21 protein-coding genes are annotated in these 20,424 nt (G+C 43.1%); 2 read left to right on the top strand and 19 right to left on the bottom strand.

Going from position 1 to position 20,424, the window contains the following annotated elements; translation table 11 throughout:
- Positions 1-137: 137 nt before the first annotated feature.
- The 7 genes from ccsB to I2484_RS14590 all read right to left on the bottom strand — a co-directional run bounded on the left by ccsB (position 138) and on the right by I2484_RS14590 (position 7,037).
- Positions 138-1,322, bottom strand: a complete 1,185-nt coding sequence (gene ccsB / locus I2484_RS14620; protein ID WP_207151776.1) for a c-type cytochrome biogenesis protein CcsB — start codon at positions 1,320-1,322, stop codon at positions 138-140.
- A complete protein-coding gene (gene resB / locus I2484_RS14615; protein ID WP_207151775.1) occupies positions 1,322-2,971 on the bottom strand; it encodes a cytochrome c biogenesis protein ResB in 1,650 nt (549 codons plus the stop codon). Before resB ends, ccsB begins: the two co-directional genes overlap by 1 nt.
- 16 nt (positions 2,972-2,987) lie before the next feature.
- A complete protein-coding gene (gene resA / locus I2484_RS14610; protein WP_207151774.1) occupies positions 2,988-3,518 on the bottom strand; it encodes a thiol-disulfide oxidoreductase ResA in 531 nt (176 codons plus the stop codon).
- Positions 3,519-3,623: 105 nt separating this feature from the next.
- Entirely contained in the window at positions 3,624-4,355 is a 732-nt protein-coding gene (locus I2484_RS14605; RefSeq protein ID WP_207151773.1) for a pseudouridine synthase, read from the bottom strand.
- Positions 4,356-4,676: 321 nt separating this feature from the next.
- Entirely contained in the window at positions 4,677-5,678 is a 1,002-nt protein-coding gene (locus I2484_RS14600; RefSeq protein ID WP_207151772.1) for a D-alanyl-D-alanine carboxypeptidase family protein, read from the bottom strand.
- Positions 5,675-6,286 carry an SMC-Scp complex subunit ScpB gene (scpB, locus tag I2484_RS14595; RefSeq protein ID WP_255551456.1) on the bottom strand — a complete coding sequence of 204 codons (612 nt, stop codon included), beginning with the start codon at positions 6,284-6,286 and terminating at the stop codon, positions 5,675-5,677. Before scpB ends, I2484_RS14600 begins: the two co-directional genes overlap by 4 nt.
- Position 6,287: 1 nt before the next feature.
- The gene (locus I2484_RS14590) at positions 6,288-7,037 is read right to left on the bottom strand and encodes a segregation/condensation protein A (protein WP_207151770.1); all 750 of its coding nucleotides are present in this window, start codon (positions 7,035-7,037) and stop codon (positions 6,288-6,290) included.
- 46 nt (positions 7,038-7,083) lie between these two features.
- On the opposite strand from I2484_RS14590, the gene I2484_RS14585 reads away from it, so the two are divergent.
- Positions 7,084-7,596: a DUF309 domain-containing protein gene (locus I2484_RS14585; protein WP_207151769.1), complete on the top strand. Its 513-nt coding sequence runs from the start codon at positions 7,084-7,086 to the stop codon at positions 7,594-7,596.
- A 700-nt stretch (positions 7,597-8,296) separates the two neighbouring features.
- Here the strand turns inward: I2484_RS14585 and I2484_RS14580 are convergent.
- The 12 genes from I2484_RS14580 to I2484_RS14525 all read right to left on the bottom strand — a co-directional run bounded on the left by I2484_RS14580 (position 8,297) and on the right by I2484_RS14525 (position 19,032).
- Entirely contained in the window at positions 8,297-8,662 is a 366-nt protein-coding gene (locus I2484_RS14580) for a GNAT family N-acetyltransferase (protein ID WP_207151781.1), read from the bottom strand.
- A gap of 301 nt (positions 8,663-8,963) precedes the next feature.
- On the bottom strand, positions 8,964-10,292 hold the full coding sequence (gene lysA, locus I2484_RS14575; RefSeq protein WP_207151768.1) for a diaminopimelate decarboxylase: 1,329 nt from the start codon (positions 10,290-10,292) through the stop codon (positions 8,964-8,966).
- A gap of 66 nt (positions 10,293-10,358) precedes the next feature.
- On the bottom strand, positions 10,359-11,810 hold the full coding sequence (locus I2484_RS14570) for a spore germination protein (RefSeq protein ID WP_207151767.1): 1,452 nt from the start codon (positions 11,808-11,810) through the stop codon (positions 10,359-10,361).
- Between the two features lie 4 nt (positions 11,811-11,814).
- Entirely contained in the window at positions 11,815-12,603 is a 789-nt protein-coding gene (locus tag I2484_RS14565; RefSeq protein ID WP_207151766.1) for a SigF/SigG family RNA polymerase sporulation sigma factor, read from the bottom strand.
- Positions 12,604-12,606: 3 nt separating this feature from the next.
- Complete coding sequence (spoIIAB, locus tag I2484_RS14560) at positions 12,607-13,053, bottom strand: anti-sigma F factor (RefSeq protein WP_207151765.1); 447 nt, start codon at positions 13,051-13,053, stop codon at positions 12,607-12,609.
- Positions 13,043-13,396: an anti-sigma factor antagonist gene (locus I2484_RS14555; protein WP_207151764.1), complete on the bottom strand. Its 354-nt coding sequence runs from the start codon at positions 13,394-13,396 to the stop codon at positions 13,043-13,045. Before I2484_RS14555 ends, spoIIAB begins: the two co-directional genes overlap by 11 nt.
- Positions 13,397-13,702: 306 nt before the next feature.
- Positions 13,703-15,016, bottom strand: coding sequence for a pyrimidine-nucleoside phosphorylase (locus tag I2484_RS14550; protein ID WP_207151763.1), 1,314 nt, complete (start codon positions 15,014-15,016; stop codon positions 13,703-13,705).
- Positions 15,016-16,209: a phosphopentomutase gene (deoB, locus tag I2484_RS14545; protein ID WP_207151762.1), complete on the bottom strand. Its 1,194-nt coding sequence runs from the start codon at positions 16,207-16,209 to the stop codon at positions 15,016-15,018. The genes I2484_RS14550 and deoB overlap by 1 nt, the downstream gene beginning before the upstream one ends.
- Before the next feature lie 39 nt (positions 16,210-16,248).
- Positions 16,249-17,148, bottom strand: a complete 900-nt coding sequence (gene xerD, locus I2484_RS14540) for a site-specific tyrosine recombinase XerD (protein ID WP_207151761.1) — start codon at positions 17,146-17,148, stop codon at positions 16,249-16,251.
- Between the two features lie 124 nt (positions 17,149-17,272).
- Positions 17,273-17,731, bottom strand: a complete 459-nt coding sequence (gene fur, locus I2484_RS14535; protein ID WP_207151760.1) for a ferric iron uptake transcriptional regulator — start codon at positions 17,729-17,731, stop codon at positions 17,273-17,275.
- Positions 17,732-17,825: 94 nt separating this feature from the next.
- The gene (locus I2484_RS14530; RefSeq protein ID WP_207151759.1) at positions 17,826-18,341 is read right to left on the bottom strand and encodes a hypothetical protein; all 516 of its coding nucleotides are present in this window, start codon (positions 18,339-18,341) and stop codon (positions 17,826-17,828) included.
- A 145-nt stretch (positions 18,342-18,486) separates the two neighbouring features.
- Positions 18,487-19,032, bottom strand: a complete 546-nt coding sequence (locus tag I2484_RS14525; protein WP_207151758.1) for an NUDIX domain-containing protein — start codon at positions 19,030-19,032, stop codon at positions 18,487-18,489.
- Between the two features lie 316 nt (positions 19,033-19,348).
- On the opposite strand from I2484_RS14525, the gene I2484_RS14520 reads away from it, so the two are divergent.
- A complete protein-coding gene (locus I2484_RS14520; protein WP_207151757.1) occupies positions 19,349-20,251 on the top strand; it encodes an aldo/keto reductase in 903 nt (300 codons plus the stop codon).
- The last annotated feature ends 173 nt before the right edge of the window (positions 20,252-20,424 follow it).

Below are 20,424 nucleotides of genomic sequence, written 5' to 3'. Positions count from 1 at the left end.
CGCCATGGACACCCTTGCGTTAAGCTAACTGTTACTTCTACCTTCACAGTTCGGGACTTCCACCCTATAGATTACGCCCATGCTGGGCGCACAAAAACTGCCTAGTAGTTATCTAACTACTAGGCAGCCTTAATGAGTTAAGCGTATGAATGCAAACCAGCAATAATCAAGTTCACTGCAATCAGGTTAAACATGATTATGACGAAACCGATAACCGCAAGCCATGCCGATTTTTCGCCATCCCAACCGCGTGATAAACGCAAGTGAAGGAATGCAGCATAGAATAACCATGTGATAAGCGCCCATACTTCTTTTGGATCCCATCCCCAGAACCTAGACCACGCTTCATGCGCCCAGATCATAGCGAAGATGAGTGCACCCAGTGTAAAGATAGGGAAACCGATCATAACTGCCCGGTATCCAATTTCATCCATTAATTGCGAATTTGCTTTTTTAGCGAATGGTTGCAACAATGTTGCAATTGGACGACGGAAAATGAGTCTAAGAATCAAGTAAAGAAGAATTCCGCTTGCCACTGACCAGACGAACGTCGTCAACGTCTTCGCATTGACGATTGGAGGCATCTCAGCCCACGGCGTCATCACATCTGGTGTAAGCGATTCGTAGCCAGCCATTCCGAAAAGTGGTGGATAATTGTACTCGATTTTAGCAGGTTGTTCATTTTTATCAATATAAGTGAACTCTGCTTCATAGCCTGTCAATTTAAACGTAGACGAAGATAATACGAAACCGACTACTAAGATAAGCGTGAAAATAACCGCCTCAAGCCAGAAACGCTGTTTCGACTTTTTCGTCATGTCGATATTCTTCAATAAATAAATCAGTCCCGCTACAGCACTAATCGCGAGAATCGACTCACCTAGTGCAGCTGTAATTACATGAACTGTCAACCAGTAACTTTTCAGTGCTGGAATTAGTGGTGTTATTTCTCTTGGGAACATACTTGCATAGCCGATAATAATAATCGCGATTGGTAGAGCAAACAAGCCCAGTGATGGTGTTCTATATAAGTAAAACAGAAGAATGAACGCCCCGACAAGCATCATTCCAAATGCTGTCGTAAATTCGAACATATTACTTACTGGAGCATGACCTGATGCCATCCAGCGTGTGATGAAGTAGCCGACATGGGTAATGAAACCGATGACCGTAATGGTAATCGCAATTTTTCCCCACCGGTTATTTTTATAAGTTGCTTCAGATTTAGCACCCTTCACCGCACCGCCAAAAAATAGCGTCGCGACGAGGTAAGCGATAAATGAAACAAACAACAAGTTGGAGCTTAACGATGCAAGTCCCATTATACTTTGTCCACTTCCTTATCCTGCAAGATAGATTCCTTGTCCTGTCTGTCTTCATAAGAAGGTAAATTTGCAACGTCTTTCACTTGATCCAACTCTTTTTTCAAGGAGAACCAGTTTTTATTCGTATGGCCAGCTATCAGCAGCTCACCATTAGACCCTTTTTGAATCCAAATCCGTCTATGGTTCCAATAAGCTCCTTGCGAAACACCAATCATAAAGATAATTCCACCTAAAAGTAGAAGATATAATGTTTTATCTTTACGTACCGTAAGCCCGGATATATCGCGGGTTTCAGCACTGATGAATTTCACTTTATAATCGTTGACTTCCGTTTCAAGAGTTTGTTTGATGGCGACGAAACTCATTTCACCCTCCGGTTTGGCCGGCGTCACCATTTTAAAGATGAATGCAGGATTGTTCGGTATTGGAGATTTAGATACCGGCTCTCCATCTTTAACGCCGTCATAATCCGGATAATAATCGCTCAAAATAACGCGTGCGCCATTATCAAGTTCATATTCACGGCCCGGATTAGTAAGATCTACCGTAAACTCGCCAAGTGAGGATTCCGTAGCTTTTTCAGTTAATTGGAATGTCATGGATTTTAATTCATCTAAACGAAAATCCATTTGGAAGACGTTGAATCCATCAAACTTCAACGGTTTATTGACAATGATGGAGTAATCTTTTACGAAGTCCATTTGATCGGATCCCGGGAGACCGCCTTCAGGCGTCTGGAATAAAGCGACATCTGTTTGATAATTTTTCGCAATCATGCCTACACGTTCGAGCGCATCACCGAATACCTCATCGGCTTCCTCTTTTGTGTAGTTTTCCATGATGAATTCTTTACTTTCCAAATAATAACCTTCTGCGCCAGGAATAGAGCGCGTTTCCCCTTCGCGAATCCACATTGTTTCATCAACATAAAACCCGGGGATACCGCGCAGTAGAATACCAAATAGGAAAATGATAAGCCCTAAATGATTGACGTACGGGCCCCATCTTGAAAAACGGTTTTTCTCTGCTAGTATTGCTCCGTCCTCAATCTTAACATTGTAACGAAGTTCCTTCAGTTTCTCCTCCGCTTTTATAAGTGCGGCTTCTGGATCTTCTGACAGTCCTTCGCCATAGATTCGCTGTTTCTTCATGAATGAAGGATGGCGTTTCGTACGTTGCTTTTTCAATGACTTATAAAGCGGGATAACCCGGTCAACACTGGCGATAATGATTGAAGTTCCAAGCATCCCCACCAATGTGATGAACCACCAGCTATTATACATGTCATGAAAACCAAGTTTGTAATAAATTGTGCCCGCTAATCCGTAAAGCCGTTCGTAATAAGCTGCATACTCCGCCTCAGTTGATGCGGCCACGTACAACTTTTGCGGGAAAATCGTACCTATCGCAGCTGTCGCGAGAACCGCAACGATAATACTGATTCCAATTTTCACACTTGAAAAGAAATTCCATATTTTATCGATGATTGACCGTTTATACGTCTGCGATCTTCTTGCAGCACCTTCGTAGCGCATATCAACAAGTTTACTTTCTTTCGCTTCTTCAGTTTGCGGTCGACCACATCGCTCACAAAGCACTGTGCCAAATGGATTATCATGACCGCACTGGCATTTGATTTTGCTCATTTTGGATTACTCCTTATTAGGGTTGAATGCTTTCCATGAGTGAAATAATCTCTTTTTCAGACATTTCCCTTGTTATAATTTTCTCTATTCTTCCATCCTTATTGATGAGGAAGGTCGTTGGAAGTGGCACTATATTATAGGCTTCCTTAACACTCTTGTCCTTATCAATAACGATAGGGAAAGTTAGGCCATACTGATCCCTGAACGTTTCAACCTTCAAATTAGATTCGGCGATATTCACAGCAAGGATTTTGACACCTTTTTCTTCGAATGCTTTATGTTGATTTTCCATATACGGCATTTCTTTTTTACATGGCCCGCACCAAGTTCCCCAGAAATTCAGGAAAACTCCTTCACCTTTGTAATCAGATAACCGATGTTTATTGCCTTCCAAATCGACAAGCTCGAAATCCGGTGCTTTATCCCCTACCGCTAATACCTTTACTTTATCCTTCGATGCAATTGTATAAACAACTGCCGAAACGAGAAGTAATAGGACAATTGTCCTTATAATAAGACGTGTTTTCTTTTGCCCCGCCTTAGCCATACGTATTGCCCCCTTACGATAAATAAGTTCTGCCTTTAATTATAACAAATAGACCTATGTAAAGACGGGTCATAATTGAAGGGATTGTGAACAATTGAATCGAAATCAGCCTATTTTACCTGTTTCTGCGAGGACACGTAGCTGTTTCACTTCATGTTTTGTTAGTTCCCGTGCGTCTCCAGCATTTAAACCGTGAGTCGTTACGTTACCAAATGATTCCCTACGAAGTTTTTGGACAGGACATCCAATCGCATCGAACATGCGGCGTACTTGACGATTTTTGCCTTCATGTATTGTAATCTCAATAAGTGCAGATTCACTTTTTTTATCTACTGACTGCATTTTCACATGTGCAGGGGCAGTTCTGCCGTCTTCTAGGTCAATTCCAGTCTCAAGCTTGCGCAGCGCTTCACGACCAGGAATTCCTTTTACTTTCGCAATATACTTTTTCTTAATACCGAATTTCGGATGTGTCATTAAGTAAGAGAAATCTCCATCATTCGTCATGATAATAACGCCGGATGTATCATAGTCAAGACGCCCAACTGGAAAAATTCGTTGTTCGATTTGCGGGAATAGGTCTAATACTGTCTTCCTGCCTTTCTCGTCATCCACTGTCGAAATGATCCCTCTTGGTTTATATAATAAGAAGTAGACGTAAGTCTCTTTAACAAGCTGAACGCCTTCAACTTCTACACGATCCGAACTAGATACTTTTGTTCCAAGCTCTGTTACGACGACACCGTTCACTTTAACTTTTCCTGCTACAATTAGTGTTTCTGATTTTCTACGTGATGCCACGCCTGCTTGTGCCAACACTTTCTGTAATCTTTCCATTACGTCACCCCATCTTCATTCTGTAAGAAAAGCGTAAGGCGCCCGCTAGACGCGACAGGCATAAGTCAATCCAGCGACGTGGCGCTTTTTGCCACATAGCTGGATTGCTTATGACCCTAGCGGCTGGCGCCTGAAGTCTAGACACTGTTCCAGGTCAAAAAACTTATACTTTCTTACCTTTTAAAAAATTATGTCACACTTTGTAGTAAATGAAAAGAGGACTGACCTATATAGCGTCAGTCTTCCCCAAACCGTCACAATTGCATTTTTCCAATTAATAAATGCTTGAAGTTTATTGTTTTTTTTGCCGTTGACAATGTTTCATTGTTTTATAAGGACTTCCGCCGTAATCAGTGGCTCATCGCCGAGTGACACGGTCCAATGCCCTGTACTTTTTTCATTTTTCCCACGGGGGATAATAAGGACATTCGACAAGTTCGATTTCTCCCCTTTTTTCAACAATAAGCGGATGGGCCTAGCCAGCTCCGCTTCTACACCAGGAAGAATATCATATACCCCTTTTTTAGCGACAGTCACCATTTTGAAAGAGGAAAACACTTTATTGGCTAAACTTCTATGTGTATTCCAATCGTCTCCATCGTTCAGTGTGACAACAATGATATTTTTGCCATCTTTCTCAAAATAGGTTGCAAGTGTCCTACCCGCGGCTTTTGTAAAGCCAGTCTTTCCTGCAATTGCTGTCGGTTCAGAATGAATGAGCCGGTGTTTATTGCGCCAGCTATAGGCCTGATCCTTCCCCTGGTAACTAAAATTCTTTGTGGTAGCAATTTTGCGGAACTGGTCATTTTGCATCGCATAGTGCAACATCAATGCCGTTTCGTATGCAGTAGATAAATGACGTTCATCATGCAGTCCTGACGGATTCGAAAAGACAGTATCATTTAATCCATACACCAGCGCCTTGTCATTCATCAGGTCCACGAAGCCATCCATTGAACCACCCGCATGTTCTGCTAGCGCACGTGCCGCATCGTTGCCCGACCGTAGCATCAGGCCAGTTAGCAGGGCTTCTGCTTCAATCTTCATCCCTTGCGGTAAATAAAGGGACGATCCTTCAGTCGAAGCAGCTTGTGGTGAAATTTCGACATCTCCGGGCGCTGTTACACTTTCAATGAACGTAAACGCCGTCCATATTTTTGTTAGACTGGCAATCGGCAATCTAACGTTTTCGTTATGACCTTCCAACAATCTGCCCGTGTCAGCGTCAATAACGGCCCATGATTGGCCTGACGCAGCGACTTCTTTCAAACTTCCGCCAACAAGTAACGTGAAAAATAGGACAACGATTATCGCCCGTTTCAAGAAATGTTTCCTCCTCCGTCATTTTCCATCGCAAACGCTTCTTGGAACTTTGTCATAAACAAGTCTGTTTCAACCGTTTCTCCTTCTTCTTCCTGGGAAAGGGGTGGCAACCCGTTTAGTGATGCCAACCCGAAACGATCCAGGAACAAGTCTGTTGTGCCAAAGAGAATCGCTCGTCCACTTCCTTCCGATCGGCCTTTTTCCATTATGAGTCCCTTGGCAATAAGCGTGTTAATAGGTCCCTCGGATTTGACACCCCTTAGATCGTCGATTTCAACACGCGTCACAGGTTGCCTGTATGCGATAATCGCCAATACTTCAAGAGATGCCTGGGTCATAGATTTCGGAGATGGATTTTCCAACAACCGTTTTATATCCTCAGCGAAATCAGCTTTCGTCACTAGACGATATGCCCCTCCAAACTGCTTCAGCATAATGCCGCTCTCTTTGCGTTCTTCATAACTCTTGCACAGCCTATCAAGTGCCTTAGCTACTTCTGATTCTTTACACTCCGTTAGGGTGATTAACTGTTTAATCGTTAACCCTTCATCCCCTACGATGAATAAAAAACTTTCAATCATCCCGGGCAAACGGTCTTTAAATTCCATTTCACTCATCCTCCCGTCGGTACGCCACTGTCAAATCGTCGAAATTACCTGCCTGACTGACAATGATGTCTCGCCGTTTCATCAATTCAAGCAATGATAGAAAAGTTACGACTAGATCTGTGGTCTCGCCCTTGTCAAATAAGGCATAGAAATTACATTTCCCGCCGCCTTTTTCTAGTATTGCCATAATTTCATCCATCTTTTCACTGATCGATACTTCCGTCTTAGAAATACTTGCTGTCATAGGTGCCTTCAAACGTTTTCTGTGAAGCATCTTTTGAAATGCACCAATTAAATCGAAAACGTTCAAATTTTCATCCGACTCACTCGCCACAATATCACCAAACTCCGTAAGATCTTCGGGTGGTTTGGTAAAATGACCAGATCGCTCATCTGCAGATTCTTTCAGACTAATTGCTGCCTCTTTATATTTTTTGTATTCAATCAAGCGAGCAACTAACTCGTCACGAGGATCATCTTCCAAGTCGAAGTCAAAGTCGTCATCAAACTCTTCGCCTTCATGGACAGGTAGAAGCAATTTGCTCTTAATTTCAATCAGCGTTGCTGCAAGAACAAGATATTCACTTAACTCATCTAATTGCAATACGCGCATCGCTTGGAGGTGTTCTATGTACTGCGCTGTCAGTTCCGCCATCGGGATATCGTATATATCAATTTCAAGTCGGTTGATTAAATGCAATAATAGATCTAGTGGCCCTTCAAAAGCCTCTAATTTCACTTGATATGTCATTCCGTGACACCTACCTATCTTTCAGACTATGGAAAGGACTGATTACATGCATCCGTATCATCATCCGCTATTCGTAAATTTTATTGTTTATTTCAATAGCAATCAAGACTACTTTGAATGCCACGAGGTACTGGAAGAGTATTGGAAATCCATTCCAGACAGCGATAAAGATCACCCGTTGGCAACCTATATCCTCCTTGCTACAGGTATGTATCATTGGCGCAGAGGTAATAATACAGGAGCATCCCGTACACTAAACAAAGCAATGACAAAGTTTCCGACTTTCCTTGCTAACTATCCTGTATTCACGGAAGAAATTGATGTTGACAAGTTAGTTTACGATGTAACAAAAGCAGTCAACCGGTTGGAACATAATCTGCCATTCGAATCATTCCAAATCACTAGCCTATCAACTAGCATTTCTGACCTGGCTAGTAAAATGGAACAATCTATGACACTTCTTCCATTCGGCAGCGATGCTGTCATTCATAAACATATGCTTCGAGACCGCAGTGATATTCTTCGGGAACGCGAAGAAAAGAAAAAGGGTAAACACTAATTGACTGAGCATTGAAAACATTTTAACCCTAAAAGTCAGTAGTACCAATGGTTTTATAGTATATATGCTTATGACGAAAAAGGCGAATAAGTCCATATTATTAAGGTTTTTTTACCAGATAAGACCACTATCGAGTAATAAAGTAATAAATAGGAGCAATCATCGCCTCGACTAATCCATGTCTTTCTCCAGATGAAAGTGAAGAGATTTCGAATAAATTCTATTCAATAGGCGAAGTAGAGTTAATCAGAGTGCAAAAAAGCGAATCGCTTGATTTGATCTGGGATTACATCCATTTTAAAAGAGCCTAATTCGCATGAATATAAAACCGCTTGAAAAATCAAAAAAGAAGCTGCCCCAAAACTCTCCTATGTTGTATTCGGAGAGTTTTACGACAGCTTTGCAAGAACGACACTTAATAGACGTTATGCTATGTACATCAAACGTGCGGGTGTTATACGAATCCGCATACATGATTTATGACACTTGCATGCAACCTACCTTAATTAACAATGGAATTATTATTTCCGTTGCTACAAAAAGACTTGGCGACAAGGACGTTTACATCACAGTGAATACTTACGGTCACCTTTACCATACCACCGAAAACGAAGTGATTGAGGCAATGGAAAACGACTTTACAACATCAATGTTACCACAATGCCCGTCAGCCCTTATCCATCAACACGAAGGGCAGACGTTAATTGTCAGAACCTTCTTCTTTAGGCTTACATTTCTGTAAGAATAAATCGGTTTCTTCTGTTCCAATACACGCTTTATCAGGGAAGAGTGCTTGCAGCTTCATTACCATTTCCTGACCAATTCCTTCACCACGGAAAGATGGATTGACAGAAAGATGCTGTAATGTATAAGCTTCTTCTCCTATTGCGATCCCTATCAAACCGATGAAATCCTCATCTTTTTTCAAAAGATATAATTGCCAACTATCATCTGTTTCATAGCGGTGAATCCACTCCTGCAATTTCTTGACGGTTTTATCGCCCGGCATAAAAGAGAGTAGACCCATCGCAATTTTTTCATATGTTTTCTTATAACGTAAAAGTATCAATTGAATCCCTTCTTTTCTGAAAATACTTTGAACATTGGATAGTACTAACTACATTTCCCAATGATAAGCAGTTTCCTTTATCGCGCAGTAACAGGCAGTAAGAGCCCCATTCAAGGCTTATATAAAATGACATAAAGAAATTCCACCGAGTTCGCTGTCTCGCTAGGGGGATTGCTCCCTCTGATTGAAGTTTTACTCTATCGTGGATCAATGATTGGCATGATGAACTTCCAGTATACCGCTCCCCACATACTTGCTGCAACTACAATGAAGATGAAAAGAAGGATGTTGCGTTTTCTCAAATCCTCTCCCCCCTTCTAACTAGTTGCAACGGAATGTCTAATCTGACAACGTCTTCATAAGTTTCCCTGCGGACGACAAGCTGATGTTGTCCATTTTCACAGAACACGACTGCCGGTTTCGGAAGACGGTTGTAATTACTGGCCATAGAGTAACCATAAGCACCTGTACAGAATACAGCGATGATGTCCCCTTCAGTCGGATTAGCGAGCTGAGCCTCTTCAATAAGCTTATCCCCTGATTCACAACATTTCCCCGCTATCGTCACTTTATCGACGTGAGGTTCATTCATACGATTTGCCGAAACTGCAGTATATTTCGCACCATACAACGCCGGTCGAATATTATCCGACATTCCGCCGTCTACTGCAATATATTTCCGAATACCAGGCACTTCTTTTGAGCTTCCAGCAGTATACAGAGTAGTACCTGCATCCCCAACAAGCGATCTGCCGGGCTCAATCCAAACTTCTGGCAATGGGTAGTTATGACTGCGCGTCATTGAGAGTACAACGGTCGCCATTTCTTCGACGTATACTGACGGTTCAAGCGGTTTGTCTTCCTCAGTATAACGAATACCAAATCCGCCACCTAAGTTCAGAACTGTGCAGATGAATTCGTGATTATCGCGCCAAGCAACCATCTTATTCATGAGTGCCTCTGCTGCTAAACGAAACGCATCTGTTTCGAATATTTGAGAACCGATATGGCAATGCATACCCAATAAATTGATGTAAGGATGCTTGTACAACTGAAGGAAAGCCTCATCCGTCTGGCCATTTTTCAAATCAAATCCAAACTTCGAATCTTCCTGCCCCGTCGTAATATAGTCATGGGTAGATGCTTCCACTCCCGGTGTTACCCGGATAAGCACGTTCATAGATTCTTTACGGGCTTCAGCAATTTCCTTAACTAGTTCGATTTCAGAAAAATTATCAATGACGATACAACCTATTTTTTCATCGAAAGCGTATTGTAATTCAGTGTAGCTTTTATTGTTGCCGTGGAAATGAATTCGATTGCGCGGGAAGTCCGCAGATACTGCTGTAAACAATTCCCCTCCAGAAACGACATCCAAAGAAAGTCCTTGTTGTTCAGCAATCTCGTAGATAGCAATGGACGAAAATGCTTTACTCGCATAAGCGACCTGTGCACGGATGCCCATCGTTTCAAATGTCTTCTTAAAGGCGCTTGCCCGTTCACGGAACAAGGCAATATCATAGACGTTAAGTGGTGTTCCATAAGTATGCGCAAGATCAACTGTATCCGTGCCACCAATTGTCAGATGTCCACGTTCGTTGACTGATTGTGTTCCATAAAGATGCATGTTGCCTTCCCCTCTCGAATTAGATAACTAAAACTTTATCATATAAGGAAGGGTAGAGGCAATGATCTAAGAAACACGATCCCTATCTGGAGAGTCTGTTATAAACGGTCTAGGGGCATCGGAAGTCATCGGAAACCTAATAATGACACGTGACATCGCCTTTGGAAAGAACGGTACAGCGGGCCATAAATAGGGTACACCCATTGGCTTCAATGCACATAAATAGTAGAAAAGTACTGCGACTGACAAGAAAAAGCCAGGTGCTCCGAGTAGCGCAGTCGACAACAGAATACAAACTCTGAAAATTTTTGTCGTAAGGCTTAATTCGTAAGAGGGAATTGAGAATGTGAAAATGGCACTTACAGCCACATATAAAACAACTTCAGGGGTGAAAAGACCAACGTCTATCGCTACTTGTCCAATGACAATCGCCGCAACAAGTCCCATCGCGGTCGACATCGGTGTCGGCGTATGAATAGCCGCCATACGAAGTATCTCGATCCCGCCATCTGCGATAAGAAGCTGAACAAGTAATGGAATTTCCCCGATATCTTTTGGTCCTATATAACTGAGGAAATCAGGTAAGTAGTGTTGTTTCGTTGCGAGCAAGTACCAAAAAGGTAAAAGAATAAGACTCATGGCAGCCGCAAATAAACGCATAATCCTGACAAACGTCCCAATAAGCGGGGCCTGGCGGTATTCTTCCGCATGTTGCAAATGATGAAATAATGGGGCCGGTGCAAGTATGACAGAGGGAGATGTATCCACGATGATTGCGATATGCCCTTCCAATAAATGTGCCGCACATATATCAGGACGCTCCGTGAAACGAACGAACGGCATTGGATGAAAACCCTGTTTGAACAAAAACTCTTCAAGAGATTTGTCCGTCATTGTCAGTCCATCGTGGTGAATGGCATCCAGCCTTTCACGGATATAAGTAAGATGCTCTTCACTCGCCGCCCCTTGCATGTAGGTGATTGATACATCTGTCTTTCCATTCATCGTCACTTTATGCATTTCAAATCGTAAATCCTCGGTACGAAGTCGTCTCCTGATTAGCGCGGTATTTTGGATAAGATTCTCCGTAAATCCATCCCTTGATCCTCTAACGACTTTTTCATTGTCAGGTTCTGCAGGTTGCCTGCCAGGATAAGATCGAATATCGATGGTAAATACATAGCCCTCAGGTGTGACGAAGGCAGCTTGTCCGCTTAATATCGAGGTAAGCAATTCGTTTCGATCTTTCACATTTGAAACGGCGTGATACGGAAAAAAGGAGAGGAATCGTTCCCCTCCATCCTCCTGGTCTTCGTCCTCCACTTCTCTAGCTCCTTGCATTTCCGTCAATAAAGTCGTGATTGTATCACCGTCTATGAGTCCATTAATATAAAGCAACAGAGCAGGCATATCCCAAAGATGCAATGATCTGGCAGTAGCATCGAACGTCTTATCTTTACCGAAACAGGTATAGAACCACTCTTCCCCTTCATTCACCGATTGGAATAGCTTTTCCATTAGTTTAATCCGTCCTCACATTTAGTATAGTTTCTTCCGAATCAACACCCATCCATAATTTCAATTGGGCTAAGATTTTCTTTTCAAGTCGTGACACCTGGACTTGTGATATACCAATTCTCTCTGCAATATCACTTTGCGTACAATCCAGATAATAGCGCATATAAATGATTGTTTGATCTCGTTTATTTAATTTAGAAATGACATCACGCAGCGGGATATGGTCGAACACTCTTTCAGACCTGTCATCTCGCAACTGATCCATCAACGTTAAGCTATCCCCTTCACTTTCATATAACTGTTCATGAAGTGACGCGGGATCGCGTAAAGCATCAGAGGCCAGAACGACATCGTCAACGGACACTTCGAGGACTGCTGCAACTTCCGAAATTGATGGCGATTTGCCATGCAATTTAATATAATCATCTGTTGCATGACGGATTTTGAAACTAAGTTCGCGGATGGACCGACTTACTTTCACCATCCCGTCATCTCTTAGAAAACGCTGGATTTCTCCGACAATCATAGGTACCGCATAAGTAGAGAATTTCACTTCATACGATAAATCGAATTTATCGATTGATTTCATAAGACCGATACAACCAATTTGAAATAAATCCTCGGGGTCGGCGCCACGGGAAGCAAACCGCTGGACAATGGACCAGACAAGCCGCGTATTTCCCTCCACCATCATCCTTCTCGCTTCTTTATCACCTTCTTGTGAAACTTTAATGAGTTCCCTCATCTTTTCTTGGGTCAACAATGCCGGTTTTATTTCAACGGATGCGTCCATGGGTCACCTCATTCTGCTTGCTTCCGGGACCGGAGAAAACGTTTTCTCGAACTTGACGATTGTTCCATTTCCTAATACAGATTCGACTGACAAACTGTCGGCAAAGCTTTCCATTATCGTAAATCCCATACCCGATCGCTCCATGAAGGGCCGTGTGGTAAACATCGGTTCCATCGCCTGTTCTACGTCAAAAATACCCAAGCCTTCATCGCGGACAGTCATCGTAACTTTGTTCTCTTCAATCACAGCGTGAACAGTGACAAGGCTTTTGCCATCACATTCATAGCCATGAATGATGGCATTCGTTACAGCTTCCGACACAATGGTCTTAAATTCTGAAATTTCTTCAATAGTAGGGTCCAGCGGCGTTATAAAACAGGTCATTGCCATCCGTGCCAGTGCTTCGTTTTCCTCTATTGCGACGAATGATAACGTCATTTCATTGTTCATGTAATACCCCTCCGATTTCCCCGATCGCTAGATCGACCGTGCAATGCCTTATATTTGGTCCAAGACCAGAAAATGTGAATATCTTTTCCATTGTCGTAGACGGATTCAAAATGAGCGTTTCCCCTTCCACAGGTGCTAAATCGCGCATCCTTCCAAGAATGAGCCCGATTCCTGCGCTATCCATGAATCCAAGCCTCGTCAAATCCCAAATAACCGCCCGGACTTGTCCGCTATAAATAGCTGATGAAATGTGGGACCGGATTCGATTTGCCTCATGATTGTCCAATTCCCCTTGCAGTGTCGCAATTAAAATCCCATTGTCAATAATTTCGATGTCAGCCATGCTGAAACCCCTCCTTCATGCGAATTATTCCACATTTGAAGGGCGAAATCCTTTCGCCTGACAGAACTAGTCACAGTCAGCGCAAAGTTCTTATGTTTCGACATTGCTCACTACTGATGAAAGTATGTACGTCTTCCAAACGATTTACACATCCATTGGAAAAAGAAATATTTTTAGGGAGTTATTGTCGGTCGAGGCCATGGATATGATTGGTCCGACTGCGGTTATGATCGATTTCTTAATTTCAAAAAGCTACCCTATCAACCAAGTTTGGTTGATAGGGTAGCTTTGAGTTTCAACTACTTATTAGCCCGTAATCATGTCGCCTATGAGACGCGGGCTTGCCACTGCTTCCTTACCAATCGTTATATGTTTCTGGATCAGTGTCATGGATTGTTCTACACTTTCCGTATTCGAATGGATAATCGCAAGTGGTTCTCCCACTTGCACAGCATCTCCGATTTTTTTAGTAAGCACTATACCTACTGCAAGATCGATCTCATCATCTTTTGTCGCTCTACCCGCACCAAGAAGCATTGCGGCAACGCCAATGTCATCCGCTTCCATCTTCGTTACATAACCCGATGACAGTGCAGGTACTTCAATTTGATATTTCGCTGTCGGTAATAAAGATGTATCGTGAATGATAGCGCCATTTCCGCCTTGCGCTTCAATCAATTTACCAAACAATTCAAGAGCTGAACCGTCAGTAATAACCGCTTTCAGCATGTCCCTAGCTTCCTCGACTGAAGTAGCTTTTCCTCCCGCTACAATCATCTTGCTGCCAAGAACGAGACATAGTTCCGTCAAGTCTTCAGGACCATTCCCTTTTAGCGTTTCAACCGCTTCAATCACTTCAAGTGAGTTCCCAATTGCAAACCCGAGCGGCTGGCTCATATCAGAAATGATCGCCATCGTATTTCTACCGACTTGTTTACCTATCGCCACCATCGAGTGAGCCAGTGCTCTCGCGTCTGCCTCTGTTTTCATGAATGCACCGTCACCGGTTTTCACATCGAGAACAATCGCGTCTGCACCAGCAGCAATTTTCTTGCTCATAATTGAGCTGGCAATGAGCGGGATGCTGTCAACAGTAGCTGTCACGTCGCGTAATGAATAGAGTTTTTTATCAGCAGGCGTCAAGTTGCCACTTTGACCGATGACCGCTAATTTCAAATCATTCACTTGCTTGACGAACTGTTCTTCTGTCAATTCGATATGGAACCCTTCTATGGCCTCCAGCTTGTCGAGCGTCCCGCCTGTATGGCCAAGACCCCTGCCACTCATCTTAGCGACAGGAACGCCGCATGCCGCGACGAGAGGCACCAGGATTAATGTCGTCGTATCTCCAACTCCGCCTGTAGAATGTTTATCGACTTTAATCCCCTCAATTGCAGATAAGTCGATTTGATCGCCAGATTCAACCATCGCCATCGTCAAGTATCCCTGTTCTTCAGCAGTCATTCCTTTGAAATAGATCGCCATCAGAAACGCACTTGCTTGATAATCCGGGATGGAACCAACTGTATAGCCATTTACAAAAAAAGTGATTTCTTCTTTTGTAAGAACTTCGCCGTTTCGCTTTTTCTCAATTACATCTACCATTCTGAACAACTTCATCACACCTTTCCCTCTAATAAATTCAAGAAACTCTTACCAAACTCAGGCATTTTCACATCAAAATTGTCCGCGATCGTAGCACCAATATCTGCAAAAGTCTCGTTCAGTGGCATTTCCCCCCCAGTTTTGAACGAAGGCGAATAGACCACGAGCGGGACATATTCGCGGGTATGATCAGTACCTGGATAAGTTGGGTCATTGCCGTGATCCGCTGTAATGATCAGCAAATCGTCATCACGCAGCGCTGCTAAGATTTCTGGCAACCTTACATCAAACTCCTGTAGCGCTAAGCCATAACCAAGCGGATCTCTCCGATGACCAAATAACGCATCAAAATCAACGAGATTCGTGAAACTGAGACCCTTGAAGTCTTGTTTCATAACATCCAGTAATTTGTCGACGCCGTCCATATTGCTCACGGTTCGAACGGATTCGCTAATGCCTTCACCGTTAAATATATCCGCGATTTTGCCAATCGCCATAACATCATAATCCGCAGACACCAATTCATTCATAACTGTACGATTAAATGGTTTGAGAGCGTAATCATGTCGGTTCGTTGTTCGTGTAAAGTTGCCCGGTTCTCCTACAAATGGACGTGCAATGACACGACCAACTAAAAATTCCGGTTCCAATGTCAACTCACGCGCAATTTCACAAATCCGGTATTGTTCTTCAATTGGGATGATCCCCTCATGCGCAGCGATTTGCAGCACTGGATCCGCAGACGTATAGACAATAATTGATCCAGTCTTCATATGTTCCTCACCAAATTCATCAATGATTGCGGTACCACTAGCCGGTTTATTACCAATCACTTTACGTCCTATTCGTTGTTCAAGTTCCGCAATTAATTCCTGTGGGAAACCATTTGGATATACTTTAAATGGCTTATCAATGTTGAGACCCATTATTTCCCAATGACCCGTCATTGTATCCTTCCCGACAGATGCTTCCTGCATTTTACCGTAAAAAGCAAGTGGTTCATTCACAATGGAGATACCTCTAATTTCACTAATGTTGGAAAGACCAAGTTTGCCCATGTTCGGCATATGTAAGCCTTCCATTGCTTCTCCGATATGTCCTAGCGTATTTGCACCTGCATCACCAAAAATAGCAGCATCCGGTGATTCACCGATTCCCACAGAATCGAGCACAATAAGATGAACCCGTTTAAATTGTTGTTTCCCCATGAGTTAGTCCTCCTTAAAATTAAATAATTTTGTAAAATTCTATGCCCTTGGATGGAATTTCACATAGACCTCTTTCAACCTTGAACGGCTGACATGTGTATAAATTTGTGTTGTGGAAATATCCGCGTGACCAAGCATTTCCTGAACTGCCCGCAGATCCGCTCCATTTTCGATGAGATGCGTAGCGAACGTATGACGCAAGATATGTGGCGTCAGCTCTTTCTGTATACCCGCTTTTAGGCCATGTCCATTCAACAACTTCCAACAGCCTTGCCTTGTTAGCCTAGTTCCCCTCATATTGACAAATAATGCCTCAGCGCCTTTTTGTTTTGCGATGAAAATCGGTCGTGCTTCTTCGATATACCGCTTACACGCCGTAATTGACTTCCCACCAAGCGGAATAATCCGCTCTTTCCCGCCTTTACCAAATACACGGACGAATCCCATCGAGAGATGAATATCATCCATATTAAGTCCAATCAGTTCACTTACACGCATTCCCGTCCCGTACAAAACTTCAAGCAATGCAGTATCTCTGACACCCTGCGGCTTTGAACAATCTGGCGCCTCGATTAGTCTATCTACTTCTTCCATTGATAAAACACGTGGTAATTTCTGTTCAAGTTTCGGAAGCTCTAAATGGACTGTCGGATCCTTAGTCGTTACCTTTTCCCGAAGAAGGAATTGATGAAATGAACGGATTGACGAAATATGTCTAGAGACGGTCCTAGCCGATTTCCCGCCTTCTTTTAATTGATGTAAATGTCCCACTACAGCGGGACGATCTACATCATCCATCGACTTATAACCTACCCGTTCCATATAGTCTAGATATTCGGCAAGGTCTCGCTTATATGAAATAATTGTATTTCCCGACAACTGCCGCTCCACTTTTAGGAAGTGCATATAATCTTCAAGCGCAAAACGGATGTCTTTCATAACCAGCGGGAAACTGAAAAACAGTTTCCATCTGCCTTTAATTTGATCAAATCCCTTTCCCCCCTTCGGTTAGTACAGGTTTAAGTCCAACGACAAAAGGGACAGCATTATGCCATCCCTCATCTCACTTTTCACTTTCATCCACATCGGATTTACATCTTTTGCAAATACCGTGAAACGTTAACCAATGGTCTTTAATAGCGAATTCAAAGCGGCTTTCAACGATCTTTTCGACATCTCCGAGAAGATCCTCCTGAATTTCATCCACTGTTCCACATTCGATACAAATAAGATGATGATGGAAATGAGCAGCACCTTCCTGCCGCAGATCATATCTCGATACACCGTCACCAAAATTGATTTTATCGACTACTTTAAGATCTGTTAGCAATTCCAACGTACGATACACGGTTGCAAGCCCGATTTCCGGTGCTTTCTCTTTGACTAGCAAAAATACATCTTCAGCACTCAGATGGTCTTCCTCATGCTCAAGGAGGACCAAAACCGTCGCTTCGCGCTGAGGTGTCAGCTTGTAGCTGGCCCCATGCAATTGTTTTTTTATCCGATCGATTCGGCTCTCCATACGACGCCCCCCTCAAACTGACTCCATTATAACAAATGGTCTTTCCTTATGACAACAGAAAGGGAGCAGACAGTTAATTAAGGACGAATATATTCTATTTAAAAATGAATTGAAAGACGATAATTTCGATAGCAAGTATGGCAATCGAAATGCCAATTATCGTTGGTAATGCGCGTTTATTGGGCCCTTTCCCCATCGTGGAACGCATAAAGTAAGGTGGACTTAGGATCGCACAATACACTAGAAATAGAAAACAAATAAGGAACTGAAACGGAAACCACCAAATTGAATAGGCCATTATTTTCGTACCGGAAGCTAGTAAATAGGAAGATGACAAGCCGAAAAGAACACATTTCACTGCCCCGAAAAATAATACTGTGAATCTTGTTTTCCTAAACATCGCCAGTATAAACGCAATGATGAAAAATAGGGCTGCCATACCAACAGGTTTAATATAACCTGCATCATGTCCTAAAACGACCCGAGCATCATAAAATGTAACTACCCTCTCTACCGCAGTCGCTGGCATCTCACGAAATAAGAGCGCTCCTCCGATAAAGCCAATCGCAAGAATGACAAATAAGTGAATGAACGATAAAGAACGGACCATAGCTGCACCTCCGCATAGTTTATCCCGCATTAACGGGCAGTAAAACCCCAATCAAGAGTTTGGCATAAGAATAAAGCGTAAATAGGGGTCAACTGGCCGTAAAAGCCCGATTGGTTCAACATATGCTTGTCCGTTCAAAATTAGGTCACTTTGTTAAAAGGTTTTTAGCATAAAGAACAGCGAACGCAGTTTTTGCATCGAAAATTTTTCCTAAGGCAACCATTTCTTCTGCTTCTTCAAGTGTAACTTCTAGTAGCCCAATGAATTCATCTTCATCTCCAGCAGCAGGATTTTCTATTTTATAAAGATCTTGTGCTAAATACATATGAATTACCTCATCTGCAAAGCCAGGAGACGTTGCAAAGGACTGAATGTAGGTAAATTCTTTCGCCCCGTACCCCGTTTCCTCTTCCAGTTCGCGGACCGCCGTCACTGCAGGTTCTTCACCCGGATCAATTTTCCCCGCTGGAATTTCAATAAGTGTACGTTCCAGCGCTTTTCGGTATTGTTCAACGAGCACAATTTTCCCGTCAGCAGTAATCGGAATGATGGAAACTGCCCCCGGATGTTTGATCAATTCACGTGTCGCTTTCTTACCATCTGGAAGTTCCACTTCCTCAACACGCAGTGTAATAATTTTCCCTTCATAAACTGTTTCACCTGAAATTGTCTTTTCTTCATATTTACTCATCGCTTCCGACTCCTTTTTATGGATAATAGTGTGACGTCATTGTACCATGAAGAAAAGCGCAAGCGCCTTGGTAGACCCGAAATGCGCTGGCCGACTAAATTCGCCACGTCCTGTGGCGACGTCGGCACTAGTATGTCCTGTACGTCGAAGGGTCTTAAGATAAAGGCGATCTTTGCCTTTAACTTAAGGACTGAAGCGACAGAGGAAGGCAGCCTAAGTTCGCGACGTCCTGTCGCAATAGCTGCATGACCCACTTCGTGTGGGCCTAGGTGCTAGGCGCTGAAGTCTAGACATGAACAAAACAGGGGGTGCTTTCATGAAGAAAAGAGAGTTGGGTAAAAGTGGTCTATACATTTCCGAAATTGGCCTCGGTTGCATGTCGCTGCCAGGTGACTTAACTGAATCGAAAAACATCGTCGACGCCGCCATTCACGCAGGCATCAATTATTTTGATACAGCCGATTTGTATAATGGCGGTAAAAATGAAGAACTTCTGGGATCAGCGCTAAAAGGAAGACGGAACGACATTATTCTTGCGACGAAAGCCGGCAATAAAATGAATCCAGGTGGTGAAGGATGGACATGGGATTCTTCTAAAGAGCATATTATGGAGGCCGTCAAACAAAGTCTATTGCGCCTCGACATTGATTATATCGATGTCTATCAGCTTCATGGCGGGACAATGGAAGACAATGTGACGGAAACAATTGATGCATTTGAAAGCTTAAAAAAAGACGGGCTTATTCGTCAATATGGTATTTCTTCAATTCGCCCAAATGTTATTAAACGATTCTTGGATACTAGTTCGGCGGTCTCTGTCATGATGCAATATAATCTGCTTGACCGCAGACCAGAAGAATGGTTTCCAATGATCCACGAAGCCGGCGCCTCTGTTGTTACGAGAGGGACGATTGCAAAAGGCTTCTTGACATCTGAAGGCTTGACAAGAGCTGTAAAAGCGAATGGATTTGTAGAGTATGATGCGGGTGAATTGACACGTACTGTCCATGCGCTAGGTGAACAATCAGTTGACCTACACGCGGCGGCAATCGCTTTCGCCCTTCATGATAAAACAGTGGCATCCGCCCTCGTTGGTGCGCGCACAACTGAGCAATTGCTCGATTCGATTATCGCTTACGAGAAAAAAACAACAGATGAAGAAATTGCTCGGCTAGGGAATATCACGAACATACACAATTACAAAGAGCATCGCGCTTGATTCTCGTCTACAGGAACAAACAATGAACTGTATACGTTACTGCCCCTCAGGTTCAAGGCATTTCTTGCTGTAACAATAATCGTTCATCCGGTTATGACCGCCATAGAGCTCGTTATGCTCGCCACGAGCACACTTATGACCGCCATGAGACCTGTTATGCTCGCCATGGCTTT

This window comes from Sporosarcina sp. E16_8 (assembly GCF_017347095.1).
In the GTDB taxonomy this organism is placed as follows: domain Bacteria; phylum Bacillota; class Bacilli; order Bacillales_A; family Planococcaceae; genus Sporosarcina.
This window is presented reverse-complemented; position numbering and strand designations above follow the sequence as displayed.

Excerpts from the sequence above, each read along its gene's own strand:
- resA (WP_207151774.1), bottom strand. The coding sequence starts at position 3,518 with ATGGCTAAGGCGGGGCAAAAGAAAACACGTCTTATTATAAGGACAATT.
- I2484_RS14525 (WP_207151758.1), bottom strand. The coding sequence starts at position 19,032 with ATGAGTAAATATGAAGAAAAGACAATTTCAGGTGAAACAGTTTATGAA.
- I2484_RS14570 (WP_207151767.1), bottom strand. The coding sequence starts at position 11,810 with ATGGAAAAGCTATTCCAATCGGTGAATGAAGGGGAAGAGTGGTTCTAT.
- I2484_RS14565 (WP_207151766.1), bottom strand. The coding sequence starts at position 12,603 with ATGGACGCATCCGTTGAAATAAAACCGGCATTGTTGACCCAAGAAAAG.
- deoB (WP_207151762.1), bottom strand. The coding sequence starts at position 16,209 with ATGGGGAAACAACAATTTAAACGGGTTCATCTTATTGTGCTCGATTCT.
- I2484_RS14520 (WP_207151757.1), top strand. The coding sequence starts at position 19,349 with ATGAAGAAAAGAGAGTTGGGTAAAAGTGGTCTATACATTTCCGAAATT.
- I2484_RS14605 (WP_207151773.1), bottom strand. The coding sequence starts at position 4,355 with ATGGAAAGATTACAGAAAGTGTTGGCACAAGCAGGCGTGGCATCACGT.
- scpB (WP_255551456.1), bottom strand. The coding sequence starts at position 6,286 with ATGGAATTTAAAGACCGTTTGCCCGGGATGATTGAAAGTTTTTTATTC.
- lysA (WP_207151768.1), bottom strand. The coding sequence starts at position 10,292 with ATGCATCTTTATGGAACACAATCAGTCAACGAACGTGGACATCTGACA.
- fur (WP_207151760.1), bottom strand. The coding sequence starts at position 17,731 with ATGGAGAGCCGAATCGATCGGATAAAAAAACAATTGCATGGGGCCAGC.
- I2484_RS14555 (WP_207151764.1), bottom strand. The coding sequence starts at position 13,396 with ATGGCTGACATCGAAATTATTGACAATGGGATTTTAATTGCGACACTG.
- ccsB (WP_207151776.1), bottom strand. The coding sequence starts at position 1,322 with ATGGGACTTGCATCGTTAAGCTCCAACTTGTTGTTTGTTTCATTTATC.
- I2484_RS14550 (WP_207151763.1), bottom strand. The coding sequence starts at position 15,016 with ATGAAGTTGTTCAGAATGGTAGATGTAATTGAGAAAAAGCGAAACGGC.
- I2484_RS14585 (WP_207151769.1), top strand. The coding sequence starts at position 7,084 with ATGCATCCGTATCATCATCCGCTATTCGTAAATTTTATTGTTTATTTC.
- I2484_RS14530 (WP_207151759.1), bottom strand. The coding sequence starts at position 18,341 with ATGGTCCGTTCTTTATCGTTCATTCACTTATTTGTCATTCTTGCGATT.
- spoIIAB (WP_207151765.1), bottom strand. The coding sequence starts at position 13,053 with ATGAACAATGAAATGACGTTATCATTCGTCGCAATAGAGGAAAACGAA.
- xerD (WP_207151761.1), bottom strand. The coding sequence starts at position 17,148 with ATGAAAGACATCCGTTTTGCGCTTGAAGATTATATGCACTTCCTAAAA.
- resB (WP_207151775.1), bottom strand. The coding sequence starts at position 2,971 with ATGAGCAAAATCAAATGCCAGTGCGGTCATGATAATCCATTTGGCACA.
- I2484_RS14590 (WP_207151770.1), bottom strand. The coding sequence starts at position 7,037 with ATGACATATCAAGTGAAATTAGAGGCTTTTGAAGGGCCACTAGATCTA.